Annotated in this window: 22 protein-coding genes; 12 read left to right on the top strand and 10 right to left on the bottom strand. The window is 33.5% G+C overall.

Going from position 1 to position 24099, the window contains the following annotated elements:
- Nucleotides 1-3: 3 nt before the first annotated feature.
- Nucleotides 4-390 carry an acyl-CoA thioesterase gene (locus GXW81_RS03880; RefSeq protein ID WP_154468478.1) on the bottom strand — a complete coding sequence of 129 codons (387 nt, stop codon included), beginning with the start codon at nucleotides 388-390 and terminating at the stop codon, nucleotides 4-6.
- 48 nt (nucleotides 391-438) lie between these two features.
- Nucleotides 439-2112 carry an APC family permease gene (locus tag GXW81_RS03875; protein ID WP_161531265.1) on the bottom strand — a complete coding sequence of 558 codons (1674 nt, stop codon included), beginning with the start codon at nucleotides 2110-2112 and terminating at the stop codon, nucleotides 439-441.
- 124 nt (nucleotides 2113-2236) lie between these two features.
- On the opposite strand from GXW81_RS03875, the gene GXW81_RS03870 reads away from it, so the two are divergent.
- Nucleotides 2237-5755 carry a T9SS type B sorting domain-containing protein gene (locus GXW81_RS03870; RefSeq protein WP_161531264.1) on the top strand — a complete coding sequence of 1173 codons (3519 nt, stop codon included), beginning with the start codon at nucleotides 2237-2239 and terminating at the stop codon, nucleotides 5753-5755.
- A 34-nt stretch (nucleotides 5756-5789) separates the two neighbouring features.
- The gene (pepE, locus tag GXW81_RS03865; protein ID WP_161531263.1) at nucleotides 5790-6482 is read left to right on the top strand and encodes a dipeptidase PepE; all 693 of its coding nucleotides are present in this window, start codon (nucleotides 5790-5792) and stop codon (nucleotides 6480-6482) included.
- Between the two features lie 10 nt (nucleotides 6483-6492).
- Here pepE and GXW81_RS03860 read toward each other — a convergent pair whose 3' ends face one another.
- Nucleotides 6493-6900: a thioesterase family protein gene (locus GXW81_RS03860; RefSeq protein WP_154136826.1), complete on the bottom strand. Its 408-nt coding sequence runs from the start codon at nucleotides 6898-6900 to the stop codon at nucleotides 6493-6495.
- Between the two features lie 136 nt (nucleotides 6901-7036).
- Here GXW81_RS03860 and dnaA point away from each other — a divergent pair, with 136 nt between their 5' ends.
- The 3 genes from dnaA (at nucleotide 7037) to GXW81_RS03845 (ending at nucleotide 9756) form a co-directional block, all read left to right on the top strand.
- Nucleotides 7037-8512, top strand: coding sequence for a chromosomal replication initiator protein DnaA (gene dnaA, locus GXW81_RS03855; RefSeq protein WP_154136827.1), 1476 nt, complete (start codon nucleotides 7037-7039; stop codon nucleotides 8510-8512).
- A gap of 93 nt (nucleotides 8513-8605) precedes the next feature.
- The gene (locus GXW81_RS03850; protein ID WP_154136828.1) at nucleotides 8606-9052 is read left to right on the top strand and encodes a low molecular weight protein-tyrosine-phosphatase; all 447 of its coding nucleotides are present in this window, start codon (nucleotides 8606-8608) and stop codon (nucleotides 9050-9052) included.
- The gene (locus GXW81_RS03845; RefSeq protein WP_161531262.1) at nucleotides 9052-9756 is read left to right on the top strand and encodes an SAM-dependent methyltransferase; all 705 of its coding nucleotides are present in this window, start codon (nucleotides 9052-9054) and stop codon (nucleotides 9754-9756) included. Before GXW81_RS03850 ends, GXW81_RS03845 begins: the two co-directional genes overlap by 1 nt.
- Nucleotides 9757-9760: 4 nt before the next feature.
- Here the strand turns inward: GXW81_RS03845 and GXW81_RS03840 are convergent, their stop codons facing one another.
- The 4 genes from GXW81_RS03840 to GXW81_RS03825 all read right to left on the bottom strand — a co-directional run bounded on the left by GXW81_RS03840 (nucleotide 9761) and on the right by GXW81_RS03825 (nucleotide 15958).
- The gene (locus GXW81_RS03840; protein ID WP_161531261.1) at nucleotides 9761-10195 is read right to left on the bottom strand and encodes an Rrf2 family transcriptional regulator; all 435 of its coding nucleotides are present in this window, start codon (nucleotides 10193-10195) and stop codon (nucleotides 9761-9763) included.
- An 11-nt stretch (nucleotides 10196-10206) separates the two neighbouring features.
- The gene (locus tag GXW81_RS03835; RefSeq protein WP_161531260.1) at nucleotides 10207-10584 is read right to left on the bottom strand and encodes a hypothetical protein; all 378 of its coding nucleotides are present in this window, start codon (nucleotides 10582-10584) and stop codon (nucleotides 10207-10209) included.
- Between the two features lie 60 nt (nucleotides 10585-10644).
- Complete coding sequence (locus GXW81_RS03830; protein WP_064970791.1) at nucleotides 10645-11115, bottom strand: Lrp/AsnC family transcriptional regulator; 471 nt, start codon at nucleotides 11113-11115, stop codon at nucleotides 10645-10647.
- Nucleotides 11116-11245: 130 nt separating this feature from the next.
- Complete coding sequence (locus GXW81_RS03825) at nucleotides 11246-15958, bottom strand: translocation/assembly module TamB domain-containing protein (protein WP_161531259.1); 4713 nt, start codon at nucleotides 15956-15958, stop codon at nucleotides 11246-11248.
- A gap of 4 nt (nucleotides 15959-15962) precedes the next feature.
- Here GXW81_RS03825 and tsaD point away from each other — a divergent pair, with 4 nt between their 5' ends.
- Both tsaD and GXW81_RS03815 read left to right on the top strand, forming a co-directional pair.
- Entirely contained in the window at nucleotides 15963-16988 is a 1026-nt protein-coding gene (gene tsaD, locus GXW81_RS03820; protein WP_161531258.1) for a tRNA (adenosine(37)-N6)-threonylcarbamoyltransferase complex transferase subunit TsaD, read from the top strand.
- 11 nt (nucleotides 16989-16999) lie between these two features.
- Nucleotides 17000-17695 carry a 16S rRNA (uracil(1498)-N(3))-methyltransferase gene (locus GXW81_RS03815; protein ID WP_161531257.1) on the top strand — a complete coding sequence of 232 codons (696 nt, stop codon included), beginning with the start codon at nucleotides 17000-17002 and terminating at the stop codon, nucleotides 17693-17695.
- Between the two features lie 36 nt (nucleotides 17696-17731).
- Here the strand turns inward: GXW81_RS03815 and GXW81_RS03810 are convergent, their stop codons facing one another.
- The 3 genes from GXW81_RS03810 to GXW81_RS03800 form a co-directional block, all read right to left on the bottom strand.
- Nucleotides 17732-18544: an undecaprenyl-diphosphate phosphatase gene (locus GXW81_RS03810; RefSeq protein ID WP_161531256.1), complete on the bottom strand. Its 813-nt coding sequence runs from the start codon at nucleotides 18542-18544 to the stop codon at nucleotides 17732-17734.
- A 75-nt stretch (nucleotides 18545-18619) separates the two neighbouring features.
- Entirely contained in the window at nucleotides 18620-18880 is a 261-nt protein-coding gene (locus GXW81_RS03805; RefSeq protein WP_004918031.1) for a DUF3098 domain-containing protein, read from the bottom strand.
- Between the two features lie 3 nt (nucleotides 18881-18883).
- The gene (locus tag GXW81_RS03800) at nucleotides 18884-19783 is read right to left on the bottom strand and encodes an ABC transporter permease (protein ID WP_154138166.1); all 900 of its coding nucleotides are present in this window, start codon (nucleotides 19781-19783) and stop codon (nucleotides 18884-18886) included.
- Nucleotides 19784-19882: 99 nt separating this feature from the next.
- Here GXW81_RS03800 and rsmA point away from each other — a divergent pair, with 99 nt between their 5' ends.
- Genes rsmA through GXW81_RS03775 form a run of 5 tightly spaced genes read left to right on the top strand, consistent with a single transcriptional unit; the run spans nucleotide 19883 to nucleotide 24021 of the window.
- Nucleotides 19883-20671: a 16S rRNA (adenine(1518)-N(6)/adenine(1519)-N(6))-dimethyltransferase RsmA gene (gene rsmA / locus GXW81_RS03795; protein WP_161531255.1), complete on the top strand. Its 789-nt coding sequence runs from the start codon at nucleotides 19883-19885 to the stop codon at nucleotides 20669-20671.
- Between the two features lie 19 nt (nucleotides 20672-20690).
- A complete protein-coding gene (mgtE, locus tag GXW81_RS03790) occupies nucleotides 20691-22040 on the top strand; it encodes a magnesium transporter (protein ID WP_161531254.1) in 1350 nt (449 codons plus the stop codon).
- 18 nt (nucleotides 22041-22058) lie between these two features.
- Nucleotides 22059-22868 carry a hypothetical protein gene (locus GXW81_RS03785; protein WP_161531253.1) on the top strand — a complete coding sequence of 270 codons (810 nt, stop codon included), beginning with the start codon at nucleotides 22059-22061 and terminating at the stop codon, nucleotides 22866-22868.
- Nucleotides 22869-22884: 16 nt separating this feature from the next.
- On the top strand, nucleotides 22885-23421 hold the full coding sequence (locus GXW81_RS03780; RefSeq protein ID WP_161531252.1) for a hypothetical protein: 537 nt from the start codon (nucleotides 22885-22887) through the stop codon (nucleotides 23419-23421).
- Between the two features lie 33 nt (nucleotides 23422-23454).
- The gene (locus GXW81_RS03775) at nucleotides 23455-24021 is read left to right on the top strand and encodes a cysteine hydrolase family protein (RefSeq protein WP_161531251.1); all 567 of its coding nucleotides are present in this window, start codon (nucleotides 23455-23457) and stop codon (nucleotides 24019-24021) included.
- Nucleotides 24022-24099 lie beyond the last annotated feature (78 nt).

Below are 24099 nucleotides of genomic sequence, written 5' to 3'. Positions count from 1 at the left end.
AGATTAGTCAAGTATTTTAACAGGTTTTTTGTTCTCATCTATAGCAACGAGAGTGAAATCACCAAATACTGCTTTTTCTCTTGTGTTAGCATACATTTCTTCGATAAAAACCTCTACACTTACTTTTAAGCTGGTGTTTCCTACAGATTTTACCTTCCCTACAAGCTCTACTAAAGTATCTGCAGGTATTGGTTTATTAAAATCAATTTGGTCGCAACTTACTGTTACAATGGTCTTTCTAGAAAATCTAGTTGCAGTAATAAAGGCAACCTCGTCCATCATTTTCATAACAGTACCCCCAAACATGGTTTTGTGATGGTTGGTAGTATCAGGGAACACTACTTTAAAAGTGCGTGTTTCGGATTGTTTTATTCTTTCTTCGTAAGTCATTTTTATTAAATGTTTCTAGTCATCTTACAAATATAATCTTTTTTTGATTTATTGTTGTACTCTAAGTTTGCTATTTTTATAACCATATCCAAAGTAAACTACCAGCCCAATCCCGAACCAAACGATAAACCAGAACCAGTTTTCGTGGGTCATTCCTGTAAGGAGGTAAAGGCAAGAGCTTAATCCCAATAGTGGGATAAGAGATAAGTTTTTAACAAAAGCTAATAGAGATAAAACTAAGTTGATGATTAGGTAAATAAATATAGCTAATCTAAATTCCCCTTCTTCAGGGTCGTTCCAATCCATTAAAGTGTTAAAAAACTCAGGAATAAGGTTATAAAATAAAATGACTCCTCCGATAAATAAAACTGGGAAAATATATTTAGCGTTGATGTAAGGCATCTGGAAACGACCTTCTACTTTTTCTTTTCTTGGTAAAAGTAGAACGCCACCACACACCAAAACAAAGGCAAATATAGTACCGATACTCGTAAAGTCTAAGATGAAAGATTTATCCGTAAACAGTATAGGAATACCTACTACAAACCCTGTAATGATAGTAGCAAAAGAAGGGGTTTTTCTTGTGGGGTGTATTTGTTGGAATTTTTTAGGAAGCAATCCGTCACGGCTCATAGAGTACCATATTCTAGGTTGTCCCATTTGAAATACGAGAAGAACACTGGTTATCGCAATAATTGCAGTAACAGAAACTACAAGTTCCATCCACGCGACATTGGCGTTAGATGGTTCAAAAATAAATGAAAGTGGGTCGCCCACACCATCAAATTTTCTATAATCTACCATACCTGTAAGTACTAGTGTAAGTACCATATAGATGGCTGTGCAAAGCACTAAGGCTATTATCATACCTTTTGGAAGAGTTTTTTGAGGGTCTTTGGTTTCTTCGGATAAAACACTCAAAGCATCAAAACCTATATAGGCGAAAAATACGCCAGAAACGGCACTCATCACTCCAATAAATCCGTTAGGCATCATTGTAGGCTGGTGTGTAATGTTGCTTATAGGAGTCCAATTATCTGTATTGATGTAAAATACACCTACAGCTATCACTAATATAACAACCGCAAGCTTTAAGATTACCAATAAGTTGTTAAAGTTTTTACTTTCTTTTATTCCAATATAGCACACCCAAGTAATTAACCCATTGATAACTAGAGCAGGAATATCCACAATAAGTTTTAATCCGCCAATAACAGGCGCATTTTTCCAAGCTGAAATAAGGGCAGGGTGAGTAGACCCTTTGAAGAAGGCTTTTTTAGCTTCGGAGTAGCTACAAGTGAGGTAATCAGGTATATTAATTCCTATTCTAGAAAGAAAGGAAGTAAAGTAATCTGACCAAGAAAATGCTACATAAATATTTCCAAAAGAGTATTCCATAATTAGAGCCCAGCCTATTATCCAAGCTATAAGCTCTCCAAAACTAGCATAGGCATAGGTGTAGGCAGAGCCAGCGGCAGGGATTCTACTAGCAAATTCAGCATAACATAGAGCCGTAAAACCACAAGCTACCCCACAGATGATATAAAGTGTAATAACTCCAGGACCACCTCTAAAAATAGCTTCGCCTAGACTACTAAAGCTACCGGCTCCTATAATGGCAGCAATCCCAAAGAATACAATGTCCCAAACCCCTAAGGTTCTCACAAAGGAGCTTCCTAGGTCATTAGGGTTATATGATTTTGTTTTAAATAGTTGTTTCATACCTTATAAAGATGAACATTAAAAAGGGAACAAATGTAAAAGTTTTTTTCTTAAAAATGCTACTTGTTTATTTTTTTCGTATTCAAGGCAGTAGAGTTGTTTATAAATTTCGCAAATTTGTAAGATGAAAAAGTTAATACTTACCTATTTACTTCTTTGGAGTTCTGTTATTTTTAGTCAAATAATTATAAATAGTGCTGATAATACAGCTTTGCCAGCGACGGTACATTATTGTGAAGGCAGTATTTATAATCTAACTTTGAACGCTGAGTCCACAAGTACAGGAGATTATAGCATTACAGAAACTACTTTAAATATAGCTAATCCCTCTACTTTTGTTCCTTTTGAAAGGAGAGCAGGAAACAGTAATTTTTCTAAAGCTATAGATATTGGCTTCCCCTTTAGTTTTTATGGCAAAACCTATACTAAGTTGGTTGTGGGTTCTAATGGTAGATTGGTTTTTGGTGATAATGCTGATTTAGAGAATTTATATCAAAGCAATTATCTAGATAAAGTTTATAGTGGTAATGGTACAGAGGCTAATCGTCAGTTGCCTAATATTATTTATAATCAGGTAGATACTTCAAACCCTTCAAGGGCTTTAAGTTTAGCCAATTTATTTTTAGGCTTTACAGATATAGGTTACTATAACTCTAGCGATTATGATAAAATAACCTATTTACAAACTACTTACAATGGTAAGAGAGGTTTGTTAATTTCGTTTGAGAATATTATAGAACTTCATTCTGACTATAATAGAACAATTAGCTCTAAAGTATTATTGTTAGAAGATAATTCTTTTATTGTTAGGGTAGTTAAAAGATTGGGACAAAACGCTATTCTAGGAATTCAAAATTCAGATGCAAGTAAACATAAATTTGTTCGTAACTACAACAATACCAACTGGACTGAAAGTGGAAATACAGCTTATTTGTTTACGCCTAACCACACGCTTACACCAAGTGCAAAATGGTTTGTAGATGGTGTAGAACGCTCTACAGATAGAAATTTTACTTACCTGCCTGTAAATGATACAGAAAGATTGAAAGCCGAAATCACCTTTTCAGACGGTACCACGCCTATAGGGAATCCCATTTCTCAAGAGGTTGAGTTTAAAAAAGTATTAAAACCAAATATTAGCTCTGAAAGACAAACAGGTTGTGCTGCGGGGGATAAACTTTCTGTCCAAAACCCTATTGCAAGTATAGCATACCAATGGTATAAAGAAGGGGAATCTTCTGCAGTAGCAACAGGCAATTCTTTTATAGCGACCACAAACGGTAATTATTATGTTAAAGCCAATGGTTGCCAAGAATCGGATAGAATAACGGTAACCATTAGTTCTGATTTACCACCTATAGGTTTTTTAGAAAATCAGATTTTTACAGAGTGTGATGCTTTAGGGAATAATCAAAAAGAAATTAACCTTTTGGATAAGGTAGGTTACCTAGCTGGAACAGATTATACAATAGTATTTTTAGATGAACAAGGTAATGTTGTAGCTACAGAAGCTAATGGTTATAAATATACCATTGTTACAGGAGCGGAAAAAACATTGCAAATGAAAGTGTCTTCCAGCAACTGTACAGAGATTAGAAGTTTTAAATTAAGTTATCTATCTTTACCTAAAGCCCCAATAGCGGAGCGAGTGTGTTTTGATGCAACTACTTATAACCTTAGAGAAAATTTTGAAAATGTCTATTTCGGAGGTCAAGGTTATACCTTCCTTTATTCGGTAGATGGTGGTAATACTTACAGTGCTTTGCAAGAGGTAAATCCTAGAGTAAACACACAACTTATGGTAAAAATAAAACACCCTAATTTTAGTTGTGAAAGCATCATAAATCTAAATTTTGAGTTTTTGGACGAAGTTAGAGTAATGCCTATAACCCCTTTTCCTGAACATTGTTTCAGTTCTACGGAATATTTTGACCTTAACCAAACTAAAAGAGAATTAGAGTATAGCCCAGATATTGAAGCTACATTTTATACAGATGCAGCTTTAACGCAACCTGTTAATAATCTTAACTATAGAGGTAGTGGCACTATTTATATTAAAATAAAGAATACAGCCACAGGATGCGTAGCTTCTGTAGTACCTACATTAGAACTAAAAATTTATCGTAAACCATCTATATATACTAATTTGTTAGAGCAAAAAATATCCGCTTGTGGGTCTTCCGTTTTTGATTTAACAATTACAAACACAGACCGATTTATTAGAAATAGAGGACAATGGAATGGAGATTTAGTTATAGAATATTACGATAGTAATAACCAAAGACTTACAGAAACTGAATGGAAAAACTATAACCTGAGCACTCGTGGCAGACCGTATGCTATTTTCGTTTTTAATACTACTAATAATAGGGAGTGTTTAGATAGAATTGACTATGATTTAGTAGAACTGATAAAGCCACAAGCGGTAAGTAATCAAATTTTAATCTGTACCGAAAGTAGCTACGCTTTAGATGATTTTAAATCAAAGGTTACCAGTAATCCTAGCAACTACACATTTTTAGACGAAAACGGAAATCCACTCACTTCGGACTTTTCTTGGAGTGCTTTGCCTTATGTAGTGAAATTCTATATTAAAAATAATGAAACAGCTTGTCTGTCTGATTTACAGCAAGTTTCATTTGTGCAAAATACATCTGTAACGGTTAATCATACTATCAATACATTTGAAATATGTGATACTAACTTTGATGGAATAGCCACTTTTAACCTTAATGATTGGAAATCTCAAATTACGTCAGACAACGCTGCTACACTCGAATTTTATAGAGATGCCGCAAGAACGAATTTAATAAGTAATCCACAGAACTATCAAAATCAAATTGCCTTTGGAGAGAGAATTTATGGTATTGCTAAAAAAACAGGACAATGCCCTAGCGATTTTGAATTTGATTTAAAGGTTAAAATCCCAACTGAAATAGCTCCTATTATAGATAGGTATTTGTGTTATGGTGAACCAGTGTCTGTTTCGGTATCCAACGCATCTGATTTCACTTCTATTAAATGGGAGCTACCAGACGGTACTATCAAAACAGGTACAAGTCTTAATTTAAATTACTCTGAGGTTCAGTGGGGTGTTTATACGGTAGAAGCAGTTAACGCTGTGGGTTGCTCATCAACAATAACATTTAAGATAACAGACGAAAATCAACCTAAAATTGTAAATGTTACAACCGATAATGATAGGATAGAAGTTACTGCCGAAGGAGGCGTTCAGCCCTACACCTATATTTTTAACGGAGTCCCTCAGCAGTCTAATATACTTTTGAGCCCAGCTGGTAGCCAATACACCATACAAGTAAGGTCAGCAAAAGGATGTTTAGGAGCTCCTTTGTCCGTTTATTTTCTGAAATTTACTAATGTGATAACGCCTAACGGAGACGGTAAAAATGATGTTTGGACGGTGGAACATTTAGATAAAATGAAAGAAGTAAGTATGGTTATAATGGACCGCTATGGGAAACCTGTTTTTAAAGCGGAATCTGGTGGTAACTTGGTTTGGGACGGTACAGAGAAAGGACGAGAACTACCTAGTGCCACTTATTGGTGTGTTATAAAATGGTACGACCCAGCCACACAAAGGAACGAAGCTAAACAAGGTTGGATTTTGCTTAAAAACTATTGAAACTAAATCTTTATTAAACTTAAATATAATTGTAATGAATATTATTTTAGCATCTACCTCTACCTTATATGGAGGGAAATATTTAGAGTATTTAAAAGATGAAATTATAAATCTTTACCAAGGTATAGATGAGGTTTTGTTTATTCCTTATGCTCGTCCAAATGGTATTTCTCACGAGGAATATACTTCTACGGCAAGAGCTTTTTTTGAAAGTATAGGCATAAAGATAAAAGGACTCCATGAGTTTGAAAATGTTAAAGAAGCCATACAAAATGCAAAAGCATATTTTACAGGTGGCGGAAACACTTTTTTACTTGTAAAAACTTTACACGAACTGGATTTGATGACTACCTTGAAAGAGCAAGTACAAAGCGGAAAGCCTTATCTAGGCACAAGTGCAGGAAGCAATATAGGTGGACTTAATATGAAAAATACTAATGATATGCCGATTGTATTCACACCTAGTTTTGAGTGTATGGGGTTGGTTCCGTTTAATATCAATCCGCACTATTTAGATCCAGACCCTAATTTAAAACATAATGGCGAAACTAGAGAAACAAGAATTAAAGAGTTCCTTTCTCAAAACGATACTAAAGTAGTAGGGCTTAGGGAAGGTAATTGGATACGCAGGATAGGAGATAGGATAACCGTAGAAGGCTCTCATCTTACTAGGATATTTGAAGTAGGAAAAGAACCTTACGAAATAGAAAGTGGCACTGAACTTTAATCTTTGATAATTAAAAATAAGGTTTCATTAAATCTAATAGAAAATCAGGGCAGGGCATTATTCGCCCTGTCTTTGCATTTAGGAAGAAAAGCGTGGTGGAAGCCTCCGTTATTTTTTCTCCTTTAGGGTTGTAGATTTCATAGTCAAAAATAATCCTTACACCATCAGGAAGTTTTTTAATAAATGTATGAATTTCTAAAACTTCATCATAACGAGCGGGTTTCAAATACTTGGTATGATATTCGGACACAGGAAGCCAAATGCCTCTGTTTTCTATCTCATCATAAGCAATCCCAATACTGCGAAATAATTCTACTCGTGCGACTTCAAAATATTCAGCATAATTTCCGTAGTAAACATATTTCATAGGGTCGGTTTCGCCATATCTTACTCGTACTGAGTGTACTGTGTGTATCATATCAAGTTTTTCTATTTATACATACAAATATATTTCTAAAAAATCAAGAGTGCAAATACTTTTTTTTGAAATTAAAAACTCAGATATTTGCCCTCCGATTAAGGTCAAAAATTAACTAATAATATTAAATAACAACATGGAGCAAGATTTATTCATTATTTGGGATAGATGCCTACAATTTATGAAGGATAATCTTAATGCTATGGAGCAAGGAGATGCTATGGGCAAGCTAGGTAGCTCATTCCATTTGTTGTTTGATAGAGTACAACCAATATCATTAGTTAATAATAATTTGACCATAGGCGTCCCTAGTGATTTCTATAAAGAATATATAGAAGAAAACTACTTGCCATTATTGTCGGCAGCTCTTAGAAAAAATATAGGTAAAGGTGTTAAGCTATGGTATTCTGTGTTAGATAAAAAATCTCAAGAAAATCAACAGGTACAACAGCCAACTGCTTATATAAAAGGTATGAGTACACCAGCACCAAAACCACAGGAAATTATGCCACCGTCTTTGTCTGGCAAAATACAAAATCCTTTGGTAGTACCTGGTTTAAAAAAGATAAGCGTAGAGTCTAACCTCAATCCAGTACATTCGTTTGATAACTTTGTAGAAGGAGAAAGTAATAAATTCGCTTTTTCTGCTGCCAAAATCATCGCTAAAAGACCTGGAGAAACTTCTTTTAACCCAATGTTTATCTACGGTGGTGTAGGTGTAGGAAAAACACATATTGCCCAAGCAATTGGTTTAGAAATTAAAAATACATATCCAGATAAAGTTGTACATTATTTATCATCTGAGAAATTTATACAACAGTTTATAAAGGCGGCTAACTCTAACAGAGGTAATGCTAATAGCAGAGAGGACTTTGCTAACTTCTATAAGATGTTAGATGTTCTTATTGTAGATGATATTCAGTTTTTATCTGGTAAGAAGGCAACACAAGACTCATTCTTCCATATTTTTGATTATTTGCACCAAAATGGAAAGCAGATTATCCTTACTTCGGATAAGGCTCCGGCAGATATTATGGATATTGAGGAAAGGGTGGTGTCTCGTTTCAAATGGGGACTTACAGCGGAAATTAAATCACCTGATTACGACACTAGAAGAAAAATTATAGTGGATAAACTCCATAGAGATGGTATTGCTCTTAGTGAGGATATGATAGATTTTTTAGCGGGCGAGGTACAATCTAATGTTAGAGAATTGATTGGAGTTATCAATGCGGTTATTGCTTATTCTACTATTTATAAATCCGATTTGACTTTGGATTTGCTAAAAGAAACGATTAACAAAATATCCGCTAATCAAAAGAAAGACATTAGTATTCCTTACATACAAGAGGTAGTTTGCGATTATTTTGGTATTAAAAGAGAGCAACTTTTATCTAAAACTAGGAAGAGGGATATTGCTTTACCAAGGCAGTTGGCGATGTATTTTGCAAAAGAATTTACAGATGCTACTTTTGCAAAGATAGGCAAGGAGATGGGAGGTAAGGACCACACCACAGTAATGTACGCTTGTGATACGGTTAAAAATACCGCAGAGGTGGACAAACAGATGCGAAAGTATATAAAAGAACTGAAAGAAAAAATAAGAAAATAATTTTGATTTTTTAGGTTAGTATTAGAAAAGGGATTATCTTAGAGCGTTCGTGGTTTTAGGGTAATCCTTTTCAATTTAGTAAAAATATTGGTTATGAAAATTTTAATGCTTTGTTTAGGTAATATATGCAGAAGTCCTTTAGCAGAAGGTATTCTAAGGGCTAAAATATCAGAAGAATATTTTATAGATTCAGCAGGGACGAGTGGCTATCACGAAGGAGCTAAGGCTGATCCAAGGTCTATACAAACGGCAGATTTTCACGGTATTGATATTAACGCCCATAGGTCTCGCCCTTTAGTAAAGGAAGATTTTGAAATTTTTGACCGAATTTACTGTATGGATAAGCAAAACTACAAAGATGCTATGGCTTTAGCAGAAAATGAGGAGCAACGCCAAAAACTAGTACTTATTCTAGAAAATAATGCCGAAGTACCAGACCCTTATTATGGTGGTGTAGGTGGTTTTGAAAAGGTGTATCATATGTTGGATAAAGCTTGTGATAGAATAGTTTTAGAACTTAATTTAAAACCTCGTTTGTAATGTTATTTCTTATACCTGCCTATTTGTCGGAAGAGAGTCCTAAAGACTATTTCGCTCCTATTATAAAAGATTATATCCTAAAGACTGATTATTTTTTTGTAGAGAATGAAAAAACAGCAAGAAAGGTAATTAAGTTTTTCTGCCCTGAAAAAAAACAGTCAGAACTCAAGCTATTTTTACTCAATAAACATTCTGAAGAGAAAGATTTGCAGGAAGCAATGCTCTTAATGAAACAAGGAGTGGATTTTGGACTTTTATCAGAAGCTGGGTTGCCATGTATTGCCGACCCTGGTAATATTATGGTGAAATGGGCTCATCAAAATGATATTCAGGTAGTACCTATTAGTGGACCTTCATCTATTATTTTGGCTCTTATTTCAAGTGGATTTAATGGTCAAAATTTCACTTTTAATGGCTATCTTCCTATAGATAAGGTAGAGAGAAAAAAACAAATTGTGTTTTTGGAACAGCAGGTTCAAAAGACAGGATATACACAAATTTTTATGGAAACACCTTATAGAAACAATCAGCTTTTGGAAGATTTGTGTAAGTTTCTAAATCCTAATACTAAACTTTGTATCGCTGCTAATGTTACTCACCCTAGTGAGGAGTTTATTAAAACAAAAGAAATTAAAAACTGGAAAAAGGAAAAGCCTGATTTACACAAAATTCCAGCTGTGTTTGTCATTGGTGCTACTAGATAAAAATCTAAATTTTTAACCAAGCCAAACCTTGTTCTGTCTTCAAGGCTAAATCGTAGAGAGAGTAACTTTTGGTAATGTGTTCTAGTTTGTTTTTTACCTCTCTAAAATCGTTATGTACAGGGCAAGGATTTACAGATGAACATTCTTTTAGTCCTAGTCCACACTTGGTAAAAAGTCCACTTCCATCCATGGCGACAATAATATCGTAGATTTTAATTTCTTTTAATCTTTCGGTATCAATAGAAAACCCTCCTTGTTGCCCTCTTACAGACTCTATGATGTTAGCTTTACAGAGCTGTTGTAGTATTTTGGCAATAAAAGCTACAGGGGCATCAATAGACGCTGAAACTTCTTTTACATTAACCCTTTGATTGTTTAGCCTTTTTTGGGCAATGCAAATGGCAGACCTGATGGCATATTCGCACGCTTTAGAAAACATAACTAGATGGATTATTTAAAGTATTGCCATTTAGGGATAATCATCAATAGACCTAATCCTACATATAAAAATAGATTGGTAACATCTGTGTATAGGAAGGTAGAAAGGTAAAACTGATGTAGAATAAAATGGGCTATTACAGCTAAAGGAAATAAAAAGATACCTATTTTTCTAAACAATACGATAAGGAAAAGCCCAACTAATGCTAATAAATCTACCCCGAATATAAGGTAAAAATACCAAGTAGGTATATTGATACTTTCGTGTTGAGAGAACTCATCTATATCAATACCTAGCCCCATAAGAGTAAATATAGCTAAAATTCCGATAGCTATATAAAAGCTACTAGTTTTTTTAGGCTCATCATTAAAGTAGTTTCTGTCTTCCATTCTGTAAAATTAAAAAAAGCCTTTGATAAAAACAAAGGCTTCTTACAAAAAAATAAGTTATTAAGCTTTAACAGCTTGTATTAGTCTGTTTTTATCACTTAGATACTCTTCCATAGAAATCATACTTTCTGTTCTAGTAACATCTTCAATATCATCTATTCTATAGATAACATTTTTAGCATCTTCTGTGTTTTTAGCTTTCATTTTACAGAAAATGTTGTATTTACCAGATACTACACTAGTTTCTATAATGTTAGGTATCTCTTCTAACTGTTTAAGAACCTCTTGAGTTCTGTTAGATTTAGTTAACAGAATACCAATAAATGCGGTAAAAGTATAGTCTAGCTTTTCGTAATCTATTTTAAGAGAAGAACCTAGTATGATACCAGCATCTTCCATTTTTTTTACTCTTACATGTATAGTTCCTGCAGAAACATTAAGATTTTTTGCTATTTCTGTAAAAGGCATTCTAGTATTTTGTACTAAATAATCTAAAATACTTTTGTCTATTTCGTCCAAACGGTAGTCCATAGTTCTAATGTTTTTATTTTATTGTCAAAATTTAAGTTTAATTTTTACAAAACTACAAAAAAAGTTTCAATACTATAGCTGTTAATTTTTGATATTTTTTGTTAATTTTTTTGAGAAAAATTTAACAGTGTTATTTAGCTTTGATACTATCAGTTGCTTTAACTTTTGTACTGTCTTTTTTCTTTTTAGTGAAAAAACGATTAAAACTCTTACTATAAACTACACCACCTCCCCAAGATTGGTTAGCTCCTGCGTTTTGTCCCACAATATTGGATATATTAGAAGGTTTAGAATAAACTCTCAGGATACGGCTACCGTCATTACCTTTAGACCAATCATACTCTATGATACCTTCTCCTGAAAGGAAATTAGCTTCTGTATTTTGATTTCTAGAAATAGGAACTCCCAAACCAGTTTTGATATTAACTCTAGGAGAAAGAGTTAAACTTATTCTACCAGAAGCCCTATCAGAAGTGTTGGTGGCTTGGTCTCCTCGGATATAGTCTAAGTCTATTTGAAACTGATTACTAATGGTATTAAGTACAGAACCAAGCTGTTTCATTAGGAGTGCATACCCTTGAGAGGTTACAGTGCTCCCTACATCAAATGTGAAGCCTCCTGTATTAGCTACATTAAAATTATTAAGTGCTAGAATAGACCCAAACTGAATGATTTTTTCATCAGGGTTACTCATTCTAAAGGCAAGGGCTTCTTTAATCTGACTAGAAACATCGGGCGTTTTTATATCAAATTGAATATCAGGGTTAGATAATGACTGTGTGATTCTAGTTTCTAGCATTACATTTACAGGAGGAAGTTTTCCTGTATTAAGGTACTCTCCCAAATTGGTTACAGTTCTATAATAGTTAGCCGAAATATTAAGCGCAGGATTCATTACATTATTATCCCAAGAAATGCTACTTCCTTTAGCAATTTGAAAGGAGCGTTCTAATATCGCTTTTGAAACGTAACTTCCGTTGTCTACTACATAAGTTCCATTCATAGACATTTGTCCGTTTCTGTTCATTCTAAATCTTAGATTTTCTGCGGTTCCTCTTACACTAATATCTCCTATATCATCTCCTACTAATACATTTACGGTAGAACCTCTATCCACATCTAGGGCTAAATCTATATTCATATTTGCTCCAGATTTTTCTCTTTTGGCTACAGTGAGTTGTCCGTCTTCATTTCGCTCTACGAAACGAAGCATTTTAAATTCATCTACCGAAGTTGCCGAGTTACTATTAAGTGTAAATACACTATTATTTAAAACTTTTGTTTTAGCGTTGATGTTAAGAGCTGTAACAGCACCATCTACAAATATATCTCCTGTACCATAAACTCTTCCCCAAAATACATCAAAATCTCTTTGAGTGGTATTAAGAAGCATCAAGTTATCCGTTCTAATAATGAGGTTGAGCCCCATAGAAGCGATATTATCAAACTGGATAGCTCCCGAAACACTACCTTTAGAGCTATTTCTCCCATCGCTTATCCCAATATTATTAAGAACAGCAAACCCTTTAGATAAAGGGATAACAGTGTCATCAAAATAATAATCTACTCCTGAGAAATTGAGTTTAAACCCAAATTTAGATAAGGCTATATTTCCATTATAATTGATGTCGTCTACAGTACCATTTATCTTAAGTTGTCCACTGGCATTACCTCTGAAGTTGCTAAATACCGCCTTTACAAACTCCTGAACAAATGCTAAATCAAACTTATTTAAATCGGCCGTGAGGTCTAAACTAGGGGAAGGTGTATTATTATCTACTTTCCCAAATATTCTGAGCTTATCATTTCCAAAAATCTCCGAAGAAGTTACTTTAACATCTACATCAAAAACATTTGGACGCTCGGTTTTCTCTGCATTGATGAGTAAATCTCCTAAGTTTTTGTCATGTATAGAGAAGCCATCTACTTTTAAATCTATAATAGGTTCTATATTATTTTTAAGGATAGCTAGTTTTATGGTTCCGTTAGCGTTACCTTTAATATTTAAGTCGGAGCTACCTTCTTTTAAGGCTAATACTTTAGAGAGATTAACATTTTTAACATCAATATTAGCATTGATGTTTTTAGCATCTTTATAAGTACCATTAACTAAAACTTCACTGTCGTCGGAATAAAATTTTAGATTTTCAATGTCTATAAATCCTGTTTTTTTTCTGTAGGTAATAGAGTGATTAAGCTCTGGCGAAGTATCTACATTCCACACAAAACTATTGAGTTTAACCTCGGTAGGCTCGAATCTTATAATATAATCACCGTTTACATTAGTAGTTTGATTAAGATTAACCGCGTAAGATTTCATAGCGTCTTCCTTCTCATCTTTATCGGTGCCATGTAAAAACCTTATGGCAAGGTGTAGATGTTCTCCATCAGGATTTTTGCCTATAATACTAGCGTTTTTAAGGATATTTTTATTGTATTCAGCACGGTTCATTTCCAAAGAGAAATTATCTTCTCTACTTTTGGTATCTATTTTAAGTGCTAATCCATCAATCATGATGCTGTCTTTTTTAGCAGGAGATTTTATATTATACTTAACATCTGTTTCTGCTAAAATTTGGTTTACCTTTTCAGTTTCTTTTTTACCAATGATATATTTTAAATAGCTAGTATCTGCATTTAATAGTAAATCATTACTATTGCCGTCATAACTTCCAGATACAGAGAGTATGTTACTTACTCTCAAATTCGGTTCAAAAAAATTGATAAGTCCTTGTGAAATTTTGAAGTCTAAATCTAAATATTGCCCTCTATATAGGCGTTTAGGTTGATTAGTAACCAGTAGTTTGCTTATACTATTTTGCACCATGCCACCTATGTCTCCCAAATTGAATTTTCCTGCAACTTTACCTTCTACTACATTAGGTGCGTTTACGGATACAATTCTTTTTCCGTCCTCAAAATAAGCTTTAACATCTCCTGTTGGGAGAGCTATTTTTTGGTCTTTGGATAAAACTTTAACATCTCTAAGATGAGCGTTTAGTTGCATATCGTTAATGTTCTTCATAGATACTTCTGTATCTACATATCCACTTATAACTTGTCTTTCAGAACTTCCAGAGAAGTAGCTGGCGTTCAAATGGTTGATGTCTGCCGTTAAATTGGCATATAATCTAGGAGTGCTGAAATCAAAAATACCTTTAACATTTGCTTGGGCATTTTCATCATTTATGTTTACGATGCCTTCGTAGCGTTTTTTATTAAGATATCCGTCTAGAACTAGGTTATTAAGGGTTTTATCTAACAGCTCTATACGCCTGATGTTAGACTTGGTTCTGAGTTTCATTTGGTTGATATCAAAGCTTTCTCCATCTAAATCAAATCGACCAGAAATAAGCCCAACCTGTGGATTTTTGGTAATGGTGGCTACATTCAGATTGGTAACTTCTAATAAGCCATTATACTTAGGAACTTTACTATACTCTCTTAGAGTAAAACGGTCTATTTTTGCCTGTCCAACACCTGAGATTAAACTTCCTCTAAGAGCAATTTGTTCAGGATTAGCTTTTAGCATACCATTATATTTTATTCTACCAAAATCATCAGCCACATTACCCATTTTTTTTGAAATAAAGCTAGGAAATAAACTTTTCAGCCCTTTATAAGTAAGGTCTGTAGAGATGCTATTGGTTTCTACGGAGAAACTTTTATCTAGTATTTTGGCAACCTTTATAGATGATGAAACTATTTTAGAATCATTATCTCCTATGGAAAATTGGTCTAGAGTAAAGTTATTAAGTACACCAGTCATATTTCCTGAGGTACTGATGGGCTTGTAGTTATCCCAATCTTTCACAAAGTAACTGATGTCATAGCCACTTATTTGGCTACCTTTTTTAAGCTGCATATCCCATTTTACTTTGTTGCCAAAGTCTGCCCAAGTACCGTTGTTAAGGTTAAATTTTAAACTTCCGTGTAGCAAGCTGTGGTCAGTATTGATGAGTAAGTCGTCTAAGAAAAGAGCTTCTTTGGTTAGAGAGAAATCCGTAGAGAAAGTATCCAAAAAGTGCTTTTTGCCCCACCTTTTGGTCGTCATTCTAAGTTGATTTACTTTAGCACTAACTTCTGGACCTTTAACTTTTAACTCAGGGATTATCAAGTTTAAATTTTCGGCATCTAGCCATCTTCCTTCATCTCCTGAATGATTCTGATTGACAATGGAAAGTTTGGAATCCTCAATAATTACACGAGTTTTAAGCTGAAATGGAGGTTTATTTGGGTCTGTTTTTTTGCCATTATCAAAAAGTTCTATAAAACGGATAAAATTAGGAATGCTATCTCCTTTGTAAGTAATCACTTTCATATCCAAGTTTTTGATAGATAGTGATTGAAATTTGATATGTCTAGAATTTGCTAAAATGGAAAACCAGTCCGAATCTGCATACAACTCTTTAGCCTTAATAAATTGATAACCTTTATGGTCTTTTACAGTTACTTTATGTAGCGTAACATCTCCAAAATAATTAAGGTCTATTTTTTCAAAGGCTATTTGGGTATTAAGGTCTTGGTTGAGTTTGTTTACCACTTTTTTGGTAAGCCAATTTTTAGTAACAGGTAGATTTATGGCAATAAATCCAATAGCAAATAAAGATAAAAGCGTCCAAAAAAGTATTAACAAAAGTTTAGCCCACCAAGAGTAGCTGGTAACATCTTTAGCGGCTTGTTTTGCAAATTCTTCAGCGGTTTCTTTAGGGTTTTCTATAGCGTCCTTTAAAAACTCTTTGGTTTCTTGTACTTTCTTTTCTATGTGTTGTTCCGCCTCATTTATTTTATTAGAAATAGGATTATCTTTTTTGTTATCGTTATTATTATTTAAATTTGCCATAATTATGAAACAATCTATTATCTTAGGTATAGAATCCTCTTGTGATGACACTTCTGCCGCTATTATTTCTGGTAGAAAAATTCTTTCTAATGTAGCCGCTACTCAAGCTATTCATAACGAATATGGTGGTGTAGTGCCAGAGCTAGCCTCTAGGGCACATCAGCAAAATATCATTCCTGTGGTAGAGCAATCTATACAAAAAGCAAATATACAACAAAATGAGATTTGTGCCATAGGTTTTACGAGAGGTCCTGGACTTTTGGGCTCTTTACTGGTGGGGACTTCCTTTGCGAAGTCTTTAGCTATGAGTTTAGAAGTTCCATTGATAGAGGTTAATCACCTTCAGGCTCATATTTTGGCTCATTTTATAGAAGATGCCAATCCTAATCCGCCTAAATTTCCTTTTTTATGCCTTACAGTAAGTGGTGGGCATACGATGATTGTCTTGGTTAAAGACTATTTTGATATGGAAATTATTGGGAAAAGCATAGATGATGCCGCAGGTGAAGCGTTTGATAAAATAGGAAAAATATTTGATTTAGATTATCCTGCTGGACCTATTATAGATAAGAAATCTCAAAATGGAAATCCTAATGCATTTGTATTTAATAAGCCTAAACTAGAGGGCTACGATTATTCTTTTAGCGGAATTAAAACTTCAGTGTTGTACTTTATACAGAAAGAATTAAAGAAAAATCCTCAGTTTGTCAACGAAAATATAGATGATTTGTGTGCATCTGTTCAGAAAAATATTATTGAAATATTGATGACGAAACTAGAGAAAGCGGCTAGTGATTTAGGCATTAAAGAAATAGCGATAGCTGGTGGCGTTTCGGCTAACTCTGCCTTGAGACAAACTATGAGAGAAAACGAACTAAAGTTAGGTTGGAATATCTATATTCCTAAATTTGAATATACTACGGACAATGCTGCAATGATAGCAATGGTAGCCCAACTAAAATACGAAAGGGGAGAGTTTGCCAACCTTTCTACAACGGCTACTGCAAGATATGAGTTAAATGCAAAGTAAAACCTTTTGATATGAAATTATTTTTTGGAGAAATTTTAAATGATAGAGTGATAATTGATGCTGATGAACAACATCATATATCAAAGGTTTTGAGAATGAAGGAAGCAGAGGAGATTTATGTAACCGATGGAAAGGGTAATGTAGCAAAGGGCAACCTTGTATTTGAAGGAAAAAAAGTAGAACTAGATATTTTAGAAATCAAGACAGAGATACCACAGTTTTCGCCTTATTTGCATATTGCAATAGCTCCTACTAAAAATATAGACCGTACAGAGTTTTTTGTAGAAAAAGCTACCGAAATGGGCATTTCTGAAATTTCATTTTTATTAACAGAGAAGTCCGAACGCAAACATCTCAACATAGATAAAATTCAGAAAAAAGTTATAGCCGCATCTAAACAGAGTTTGAGGTATCATTTTCCAAAGGTTAATGATTTACAGAAGTTCACTAGCTTTATGCAAACTCAATCTGCTGAAAACACCTTTGTGGCTCATTGTGATAAAGCATTTAAGCGAGTATCATTATCCGAGATACCTTTGGTTGATAAAGTTTGTTTTTTAATTGGACCTGAAGGCGATTTTAGTCCATCAGAGATAAAATTATTATTAGAAAAAGGCGTACAAGCAGTATCGTTAGGCAATCAAAGATTAAGAACGGAGACGGCAGGAGTCTTTGTTGCTGCATGGAATTATAATAAAATGTTATAAAAAAAGAGAATCAAAATTTTTGATTCTCTTTCATATTTATTTTACGACTGTGAAATAGATAAGCAATGCTATCCCTACAATAATTCTGTACCAGCCCCAAGGTTTAAAACCGTATTTTTTTATTACACCTATAAAAAACTTAATAGCTATCACAGCAACTACAAAAGCCACTAGATTACCCGCTAAAAATAGTTTTAGGTTATCACCGTGTGTAAGCATTTCGTAGCCTTTTTGTTCTACACCTAAATATTCCCACTTTTTCACAAAAATAGAATATACCGTAACAGCAAGCATAGTAGGTACGGCTAGAAAGAAAGAAAACTCGGCAGCAGCTTCTCTAGAAAGTTTTTGTTGCATACCTCCAATGATGGAAGCTGCACTTCGGCTAGTACCAGGCATCATAGCTAAACATTGCCAAAAACCTATGGTAACAGCTTTTTTTATACTGATTTCTTTTTCTGTATGTATTTCAGGTGTTTTAAATACCTTGTCAATGAACAGAAGAACCACGCCACCTAAAACTAAAACTACAGCGATGGGAATAGGGTTTCCTAAGACAGATTCTATCATATCATCAAATAGATAACCCAAAACCAATGCTGGAATTACGGCAAAACCAAGTTTGATATAAAAATTGAAATTCTGAAAGTTGAAAAACTTTTTCCAATATAAAAATACCACGGCAAGGATAGCACCCAACTGTATGGATACTTGAAACATTTTAACAAATTCGTCTTCCTGTATTCCGAATATAGAACTTGTGAAAATCATATGCGCGGTAGAGGAAACAGGTAAGTATTCTGTTAAACCCTCAATAATAGCGATAATAATAGCTTCTAAAAAATTCATAACTTAAAAAGTTTAAAGCAAAAGTCAATTGCATTATATAACAATTGACTTTAATTTTTGTATTATAAAAAATGATTATTTTCTTTTCAAAATAGCATAGACTTGTATCACAAATCCTGTAATTACCAACAGTGGAGCAATGCGTATCCTTCTAATGGAAAAAATATCCTCATTCCAGTAGTTTGGGTCAAATTTACCATCGGGCGTTGTGTTAGCCCCAGAACCCATCATAAGAATAAATCCTAAAACGATACACACCAAGCCTATAAGCATCCACTTATAATTATCTTTTTTGAAATAAAAACTATTTTCGTTTGTTTTATTTTGTTCTGCCATAGTCTAAGAATAGTATAAATCATCAATATTAGTTCTAAGGAACCTCCAAGTTGCAAAAATGGTACTTAGAACGGTGATAAGAACTCCCACTCCAAAAACAGCTAAAACCAATTGTATGTACTGATTAGTATCTTGTACAAACGGAGTTCCTATTTGATTAGTAAAATAATACCAAACTCCAAATAGTGCTAAAAGCCCAATAACAGCACCAATGAGCCCTAAAATAACGGCTTCTATGATGAACGGTTTAAGGATAAAACGACGCTTAGCACCTACAAGTTGCATGGTCTTAATAATGAATCTTTTAGAGAATATTTTAAGTCTAATGGAGTTGTTAATCAGTACAATTGCTAAAATTAAAAACACTAGAGAAAATGCTAATATCCAAGTCAGGATTCTGTTAAGGTTATTATAAACCTCAATCATTAAGTCGCTGTTATTTTTTACTTCTACAATGCCGTCTACTTTTTCTAATTCTTTAACCACGCCTTGTATTTCTTCAGGGCTTACGAAATCTGGCTTGAGAGAAACTTCTACTGAAGACGGGAATATGTTTTCTTCAAAAAGAGCATCAGCATCTATACCCATACTTTTTTTAGCTTCTTTGGACGCTTGTTGTCTTGAGATAAAAGTAGTTTTTTTAACAAACGGAAGTGCTTGTATGGTCTTTATAGCTTCTTGTTCTTGTTTCGCTATTTTTAGAGAATCTTTAGCATCGTAGTTTTCGGAGAAAAAAGCGTTTACTACAAGTTGTTCTTTAATATAGTCTGAATATTTTTGAGCATTGATAAGAATAAGACCAAAAAGCCCTACCAAAAACAAAACTAATGCTATACTAATAACTACCGTGATATTGCTGGATCTCAGCCTTCTTTTGTTAAAATCGTCTACTGTATTAGCCATTAAATGAAATTTTTCGGCTAAAATAGAAAAAATCTTCCGAAATTTGCTCCCAATAAGACTAAAATCATTGTTAATAAAATCATAAAAAATAATTTCATTTTGACAGTAAAAGCTAAAAAACACCTTGGGCAACATTTTCTTAATGATGAAAATATAGCGTCTAAAATCGTAGAAGCCTTAGATACTAATGCTCATAATTTTGTTTTAGAAGTAGGTCCAGGTATGGGTGTTTTAACCAAATATCTTCTTAATAAAAGTTCGGAAACATTTGTGGCAGAGATAGATGTTGAGTCTATTGCCTACCTTAAAGAACATTATCCAAAACTAGAAGAAAAATACTTTGTAGGTGATTTTTTAAAAGCTAATTTGACTGAAATTTTCAATTCGGAGCAGGTTTCTGTTATAGGGAATTTCCCATATAATATTTCATCACAGATTTTATTTAAAATAATAGATAATTACGCCCAAATACCAGAAATGGTGGGGATGTTCCAAAAAGAAGTCGCTGAAAGAACCTCCGCTGAACCTCGTACCAAAAGCTATGGAATTCTGTCGGTAATGGTTCAGGCGTATTATGATGTAAAGTATCTTTTTACCGTTAGCGAAAATGTTTTTACACCGCCACCTAAAGTGAAATCTGGAGTTATTAGGCTTACTAGAAATCCTAAAAAAGGTTTGGAAGGCAATGAGATTTTGTTTAAACAAATTGTAAAAGCAGGTTTTAATCAAAGACGAAAAAAATTAAGCAACGCTCTTAAAGGACTTAATATTCCTGAGGCTTTATTAACGCATAATTTCTTAACTTTGCGAGCGGAAGAACTTAGTGTAGAAGATTTTATCATCTTTACTAATGAGTGGCAAAATGCACTAAAATCGTCAGCTGTTTAACTACTAAATAAAATCTATTTTGACTGAAACCGTTGCTCTTAGAGAATTGATAAAAAATCTCATCAAGGAGAAAAATGCTAAAGAGGTGGCTCTGATGCTTGCCGAAATGGAGGCACCAGACATTGCTTCTATATTTGAAGATTTGGATGAGGAAGAACAGCATTTTCTCTATGATTTAATGAGCAATGAGAAATCTGCGGAAGTACTCTTAGAGATAGACGAAGATGAGCGAAAGAGCTTTATGAAAGGTCTCTCTTCACAAGAGATTGCCGATGAAATTATCAATGAGATAGATTCTGACGATGCGGCAGATATTATCTCTGAGCTTCCAGAACATCAGCAGACCGAAATTATCCAAAGGTTAGATGACGAAGAACACGCTCAAAGTATCGTTGACTTACTTAGGTATGATGAAGACGAGGCTGGAGGTCTTATGGCAACGGAAATGGTAAAAGTTAATCAGAACTTAACCATTATTTCGGCGGTCAAAGAGATGAGAAAGCAAGCCGAAGATTTAGATGAGGTGTATTCTATCTATGTAGTAGATGATAATGATAAACTGCTAGGACTTTTAAGTTTAAAAAAACTACTTACAACCACTTCTTCTACTAAAGTTTCGGAGGTTTATAATCCTAAAATCCGTTCGGTGATGGATACGGATACGGCTGAGGAAGTAGCAAGATTTATGCAAAAGTACGACCTTTTTGAGGTGCCTGTGGTTGATGCTAGAGGCAATTTGGTAGGGCGTATTACCATAGATGATGTTATTGACTTTATAACCGAAGAAGCAGAAAAAGACTATCAGTTAGCATCGGGTATCTCCTTAGATGTGGACTCTACGGATACTATTTTTTCGCTTACAAAGGCACGGTTGCCTTGGCTCTTTATAGGCATGGTAGGCGGTTTAATAGGCTCGCAGGTATTACAAGGGAACCAAGATGCCCTACAAAAGATACCTGCTCTTATGTTTTTTGTGCCTCTAATAGCTGCAACGGCAGGTAATATTGGGGTGCAGGCTTCGGCGATTATTGTGCAAGGTTTAGCTAATAATACTTTAGGAACAGATACTATTAAAACCTTGATAAAGGAAGTAAGTGTTTCCGCAGCATCTGGATTTATTTTATCAGTTATCATTCTTTCGTTTAATTTGCTTGTCAATAGGCATGATATGATGGTATCTATTGCTATCTCAGTTTCTCTGTTAGCGGTTATTTTAGTGGCAGCCGTTATTGGGACTATAGTGCCTATTCTCCTTAATAAAAATAAAATAGACCCTGCAATAGCCACAGGTCCATTTATTACGACTTCTAACGATATTTTAGGAGTTTTGATTTACTTTACCATAGCAAAACTAATGTTGCATATTTAGGATATTAGCTTCAATTATATGACTGATTTCGATTTAAGATGCCTAGATTTAGATGATCAAAAATTATCTGAAAAAGAACTAATTGAAAGATTGTCATTTTCTAAAAAAGAGAAAACGCTTAACTTTAATTTATTTTCAAATTTAATTTGTACTCCAGTAGGTTATGATGAGTTTTTAAAGTATAAAGGTGTTTATCTTGCTTTTGAAGTTTTAAGACAAGAGCTTGGTTTTGATAAAAAAGATAAACCAGGCGATTTTGATATCTTACTAATTCCCTATTCAGAAGAAGAAATTTTTTATAATCGAACTTGTGCAATAGAAGTAAAGGTTGTTCGACCACGTAGAAATAATCCGAGAAAATCTCCTAACTCTTATGGCATTACACAAATAGAAGGATTGATAAAAGATGGATTTCCTCTAGTAGGTTTAATTCATTTTTGTATGCCTGAGCCACTTAGAGAAAATGAAAAATCTACAATTAAGCTTGATTTAGCACCATTGGATATGGATAATCCAGCTAATAATAATGATTTTTTAAAGAATACTGTAGATGTTAAGTTTGATCATTTTTCACAGCTTTCCGCTGAAAATCAAATGAGAAAATTAATTTCAAAAGATATTCCTAAATATGTGGGAATTAATACAGTTGGTGTGAATATTCGAAAAAATGGGTCGTTGATAACTTTATTTAATCAAGATTTTAACCATAGTTTTAGCTCAGGATATTTTAATCCATATAAGAGTAGTGAAACAATAGAAAAGATTAAAAGCTTTTTTGAAAAAAATCAAAAAAAATTCAAAGACATAAAAATAAATAATTCAGTTTGATAATATTTATAAAAAGATGAAAATCATTAAGGAAATATTAAAATATTTGACATTGGTTTTTCTTCTGTTAATACTATTTAAACTAACAAAGTATTATGGGGATTACGTAGAATCAGTTTATGATATTATAATAATTCCGTTTGTGGTTTGTTTAATATTAGTTAATGGTTTGGTTTTATATTTCTATCAAAAGCGAAGAAAAAACCTCAGAACACTAAAGCTTATTTGTTTGTTTGGTATGATTGGGGTTTTGTTTAACATATTTAATAATTGCCACTCAAAAAACAGAGAAGTACTATCAACATATTCTATTGGTAATGAAACAAAAACAGAAATAACATTATTTGAAAATCAAACATTCCAAATTACAGAATATTCGCCTCATGCTTTTCACCATTGGAACGGTAAGTACAAAATTTCTAATGACACCTTGTATTTAAAAAATATTGACTTTGAAAAGTTATCTTATTTACAACTCACGGATAAATACTTATACGATACAAATACTAAAAATTTCTCTTCGGAAGGGCATAGTCCTCTTATAAAAAAGTAGTAAATTAGTAGCGATTCTAAAAAGTCTTTAAAAATGAAATTAAGAGAAAAAAATCCCGCATTAGTTTTAATTGATGTTCAAAAGGCTTTTCTTGAAGAAGATTATTGGGGCGGAAACCGAAATAATAAAAATGCCGAAGAAATTTGTGGTAAAATTTTGAAAAAATGGCGAGAATTAAATTTACCAATCTTCCATATAAGGCATAGTTTGGATAATCCTAAATCAAAACTTCATATTACAAACGCAGGATTTGAATTTAGTGAGTATGTTACCCCAAATGATTCTGAACCTATCATTACTAAAAATGTAAATAGTGCATTCATTGGAACTACATTAAAAGAGCAAATTGATAGCCTAAATATTAATACATTGGTAATTGTGGGAATAACTACCAACCATTGCGTTTCTACAACAACTAGAATGTCTGGAAATTATGGTTATGAAACTTATCTTATTTCGGACGCGACAGCAACATTTGATAGGGTTGGAATTAATGGAGAAAAATACGATTCAGAGTTAATCCATCAAACAACGCTTGCAAATCTGAATGAGGAATTTGCAACTGTTTGGAATTCCGAAAAGTTATTTAAAGAGATTTAAAAGAGTTACGGATACAAAGAAAGCCCAAGAATTATATGAAAAGTAGGGTAGAATATACTTTTATTATAAACATTATCT

Source organism: Riemerella anatipestifer (genome assembly GCF_009932355.1).
Taxonomy (GTDB): Bacteria; Bacteroidota; Bacteroidia; order Flavobacteriales; family Weeksellaceae; genus Riemerella; species Riemerella anatipestifer_E.
This window is presented reverse-complemented; position numbering and strand designations above follow the sequence as displayed.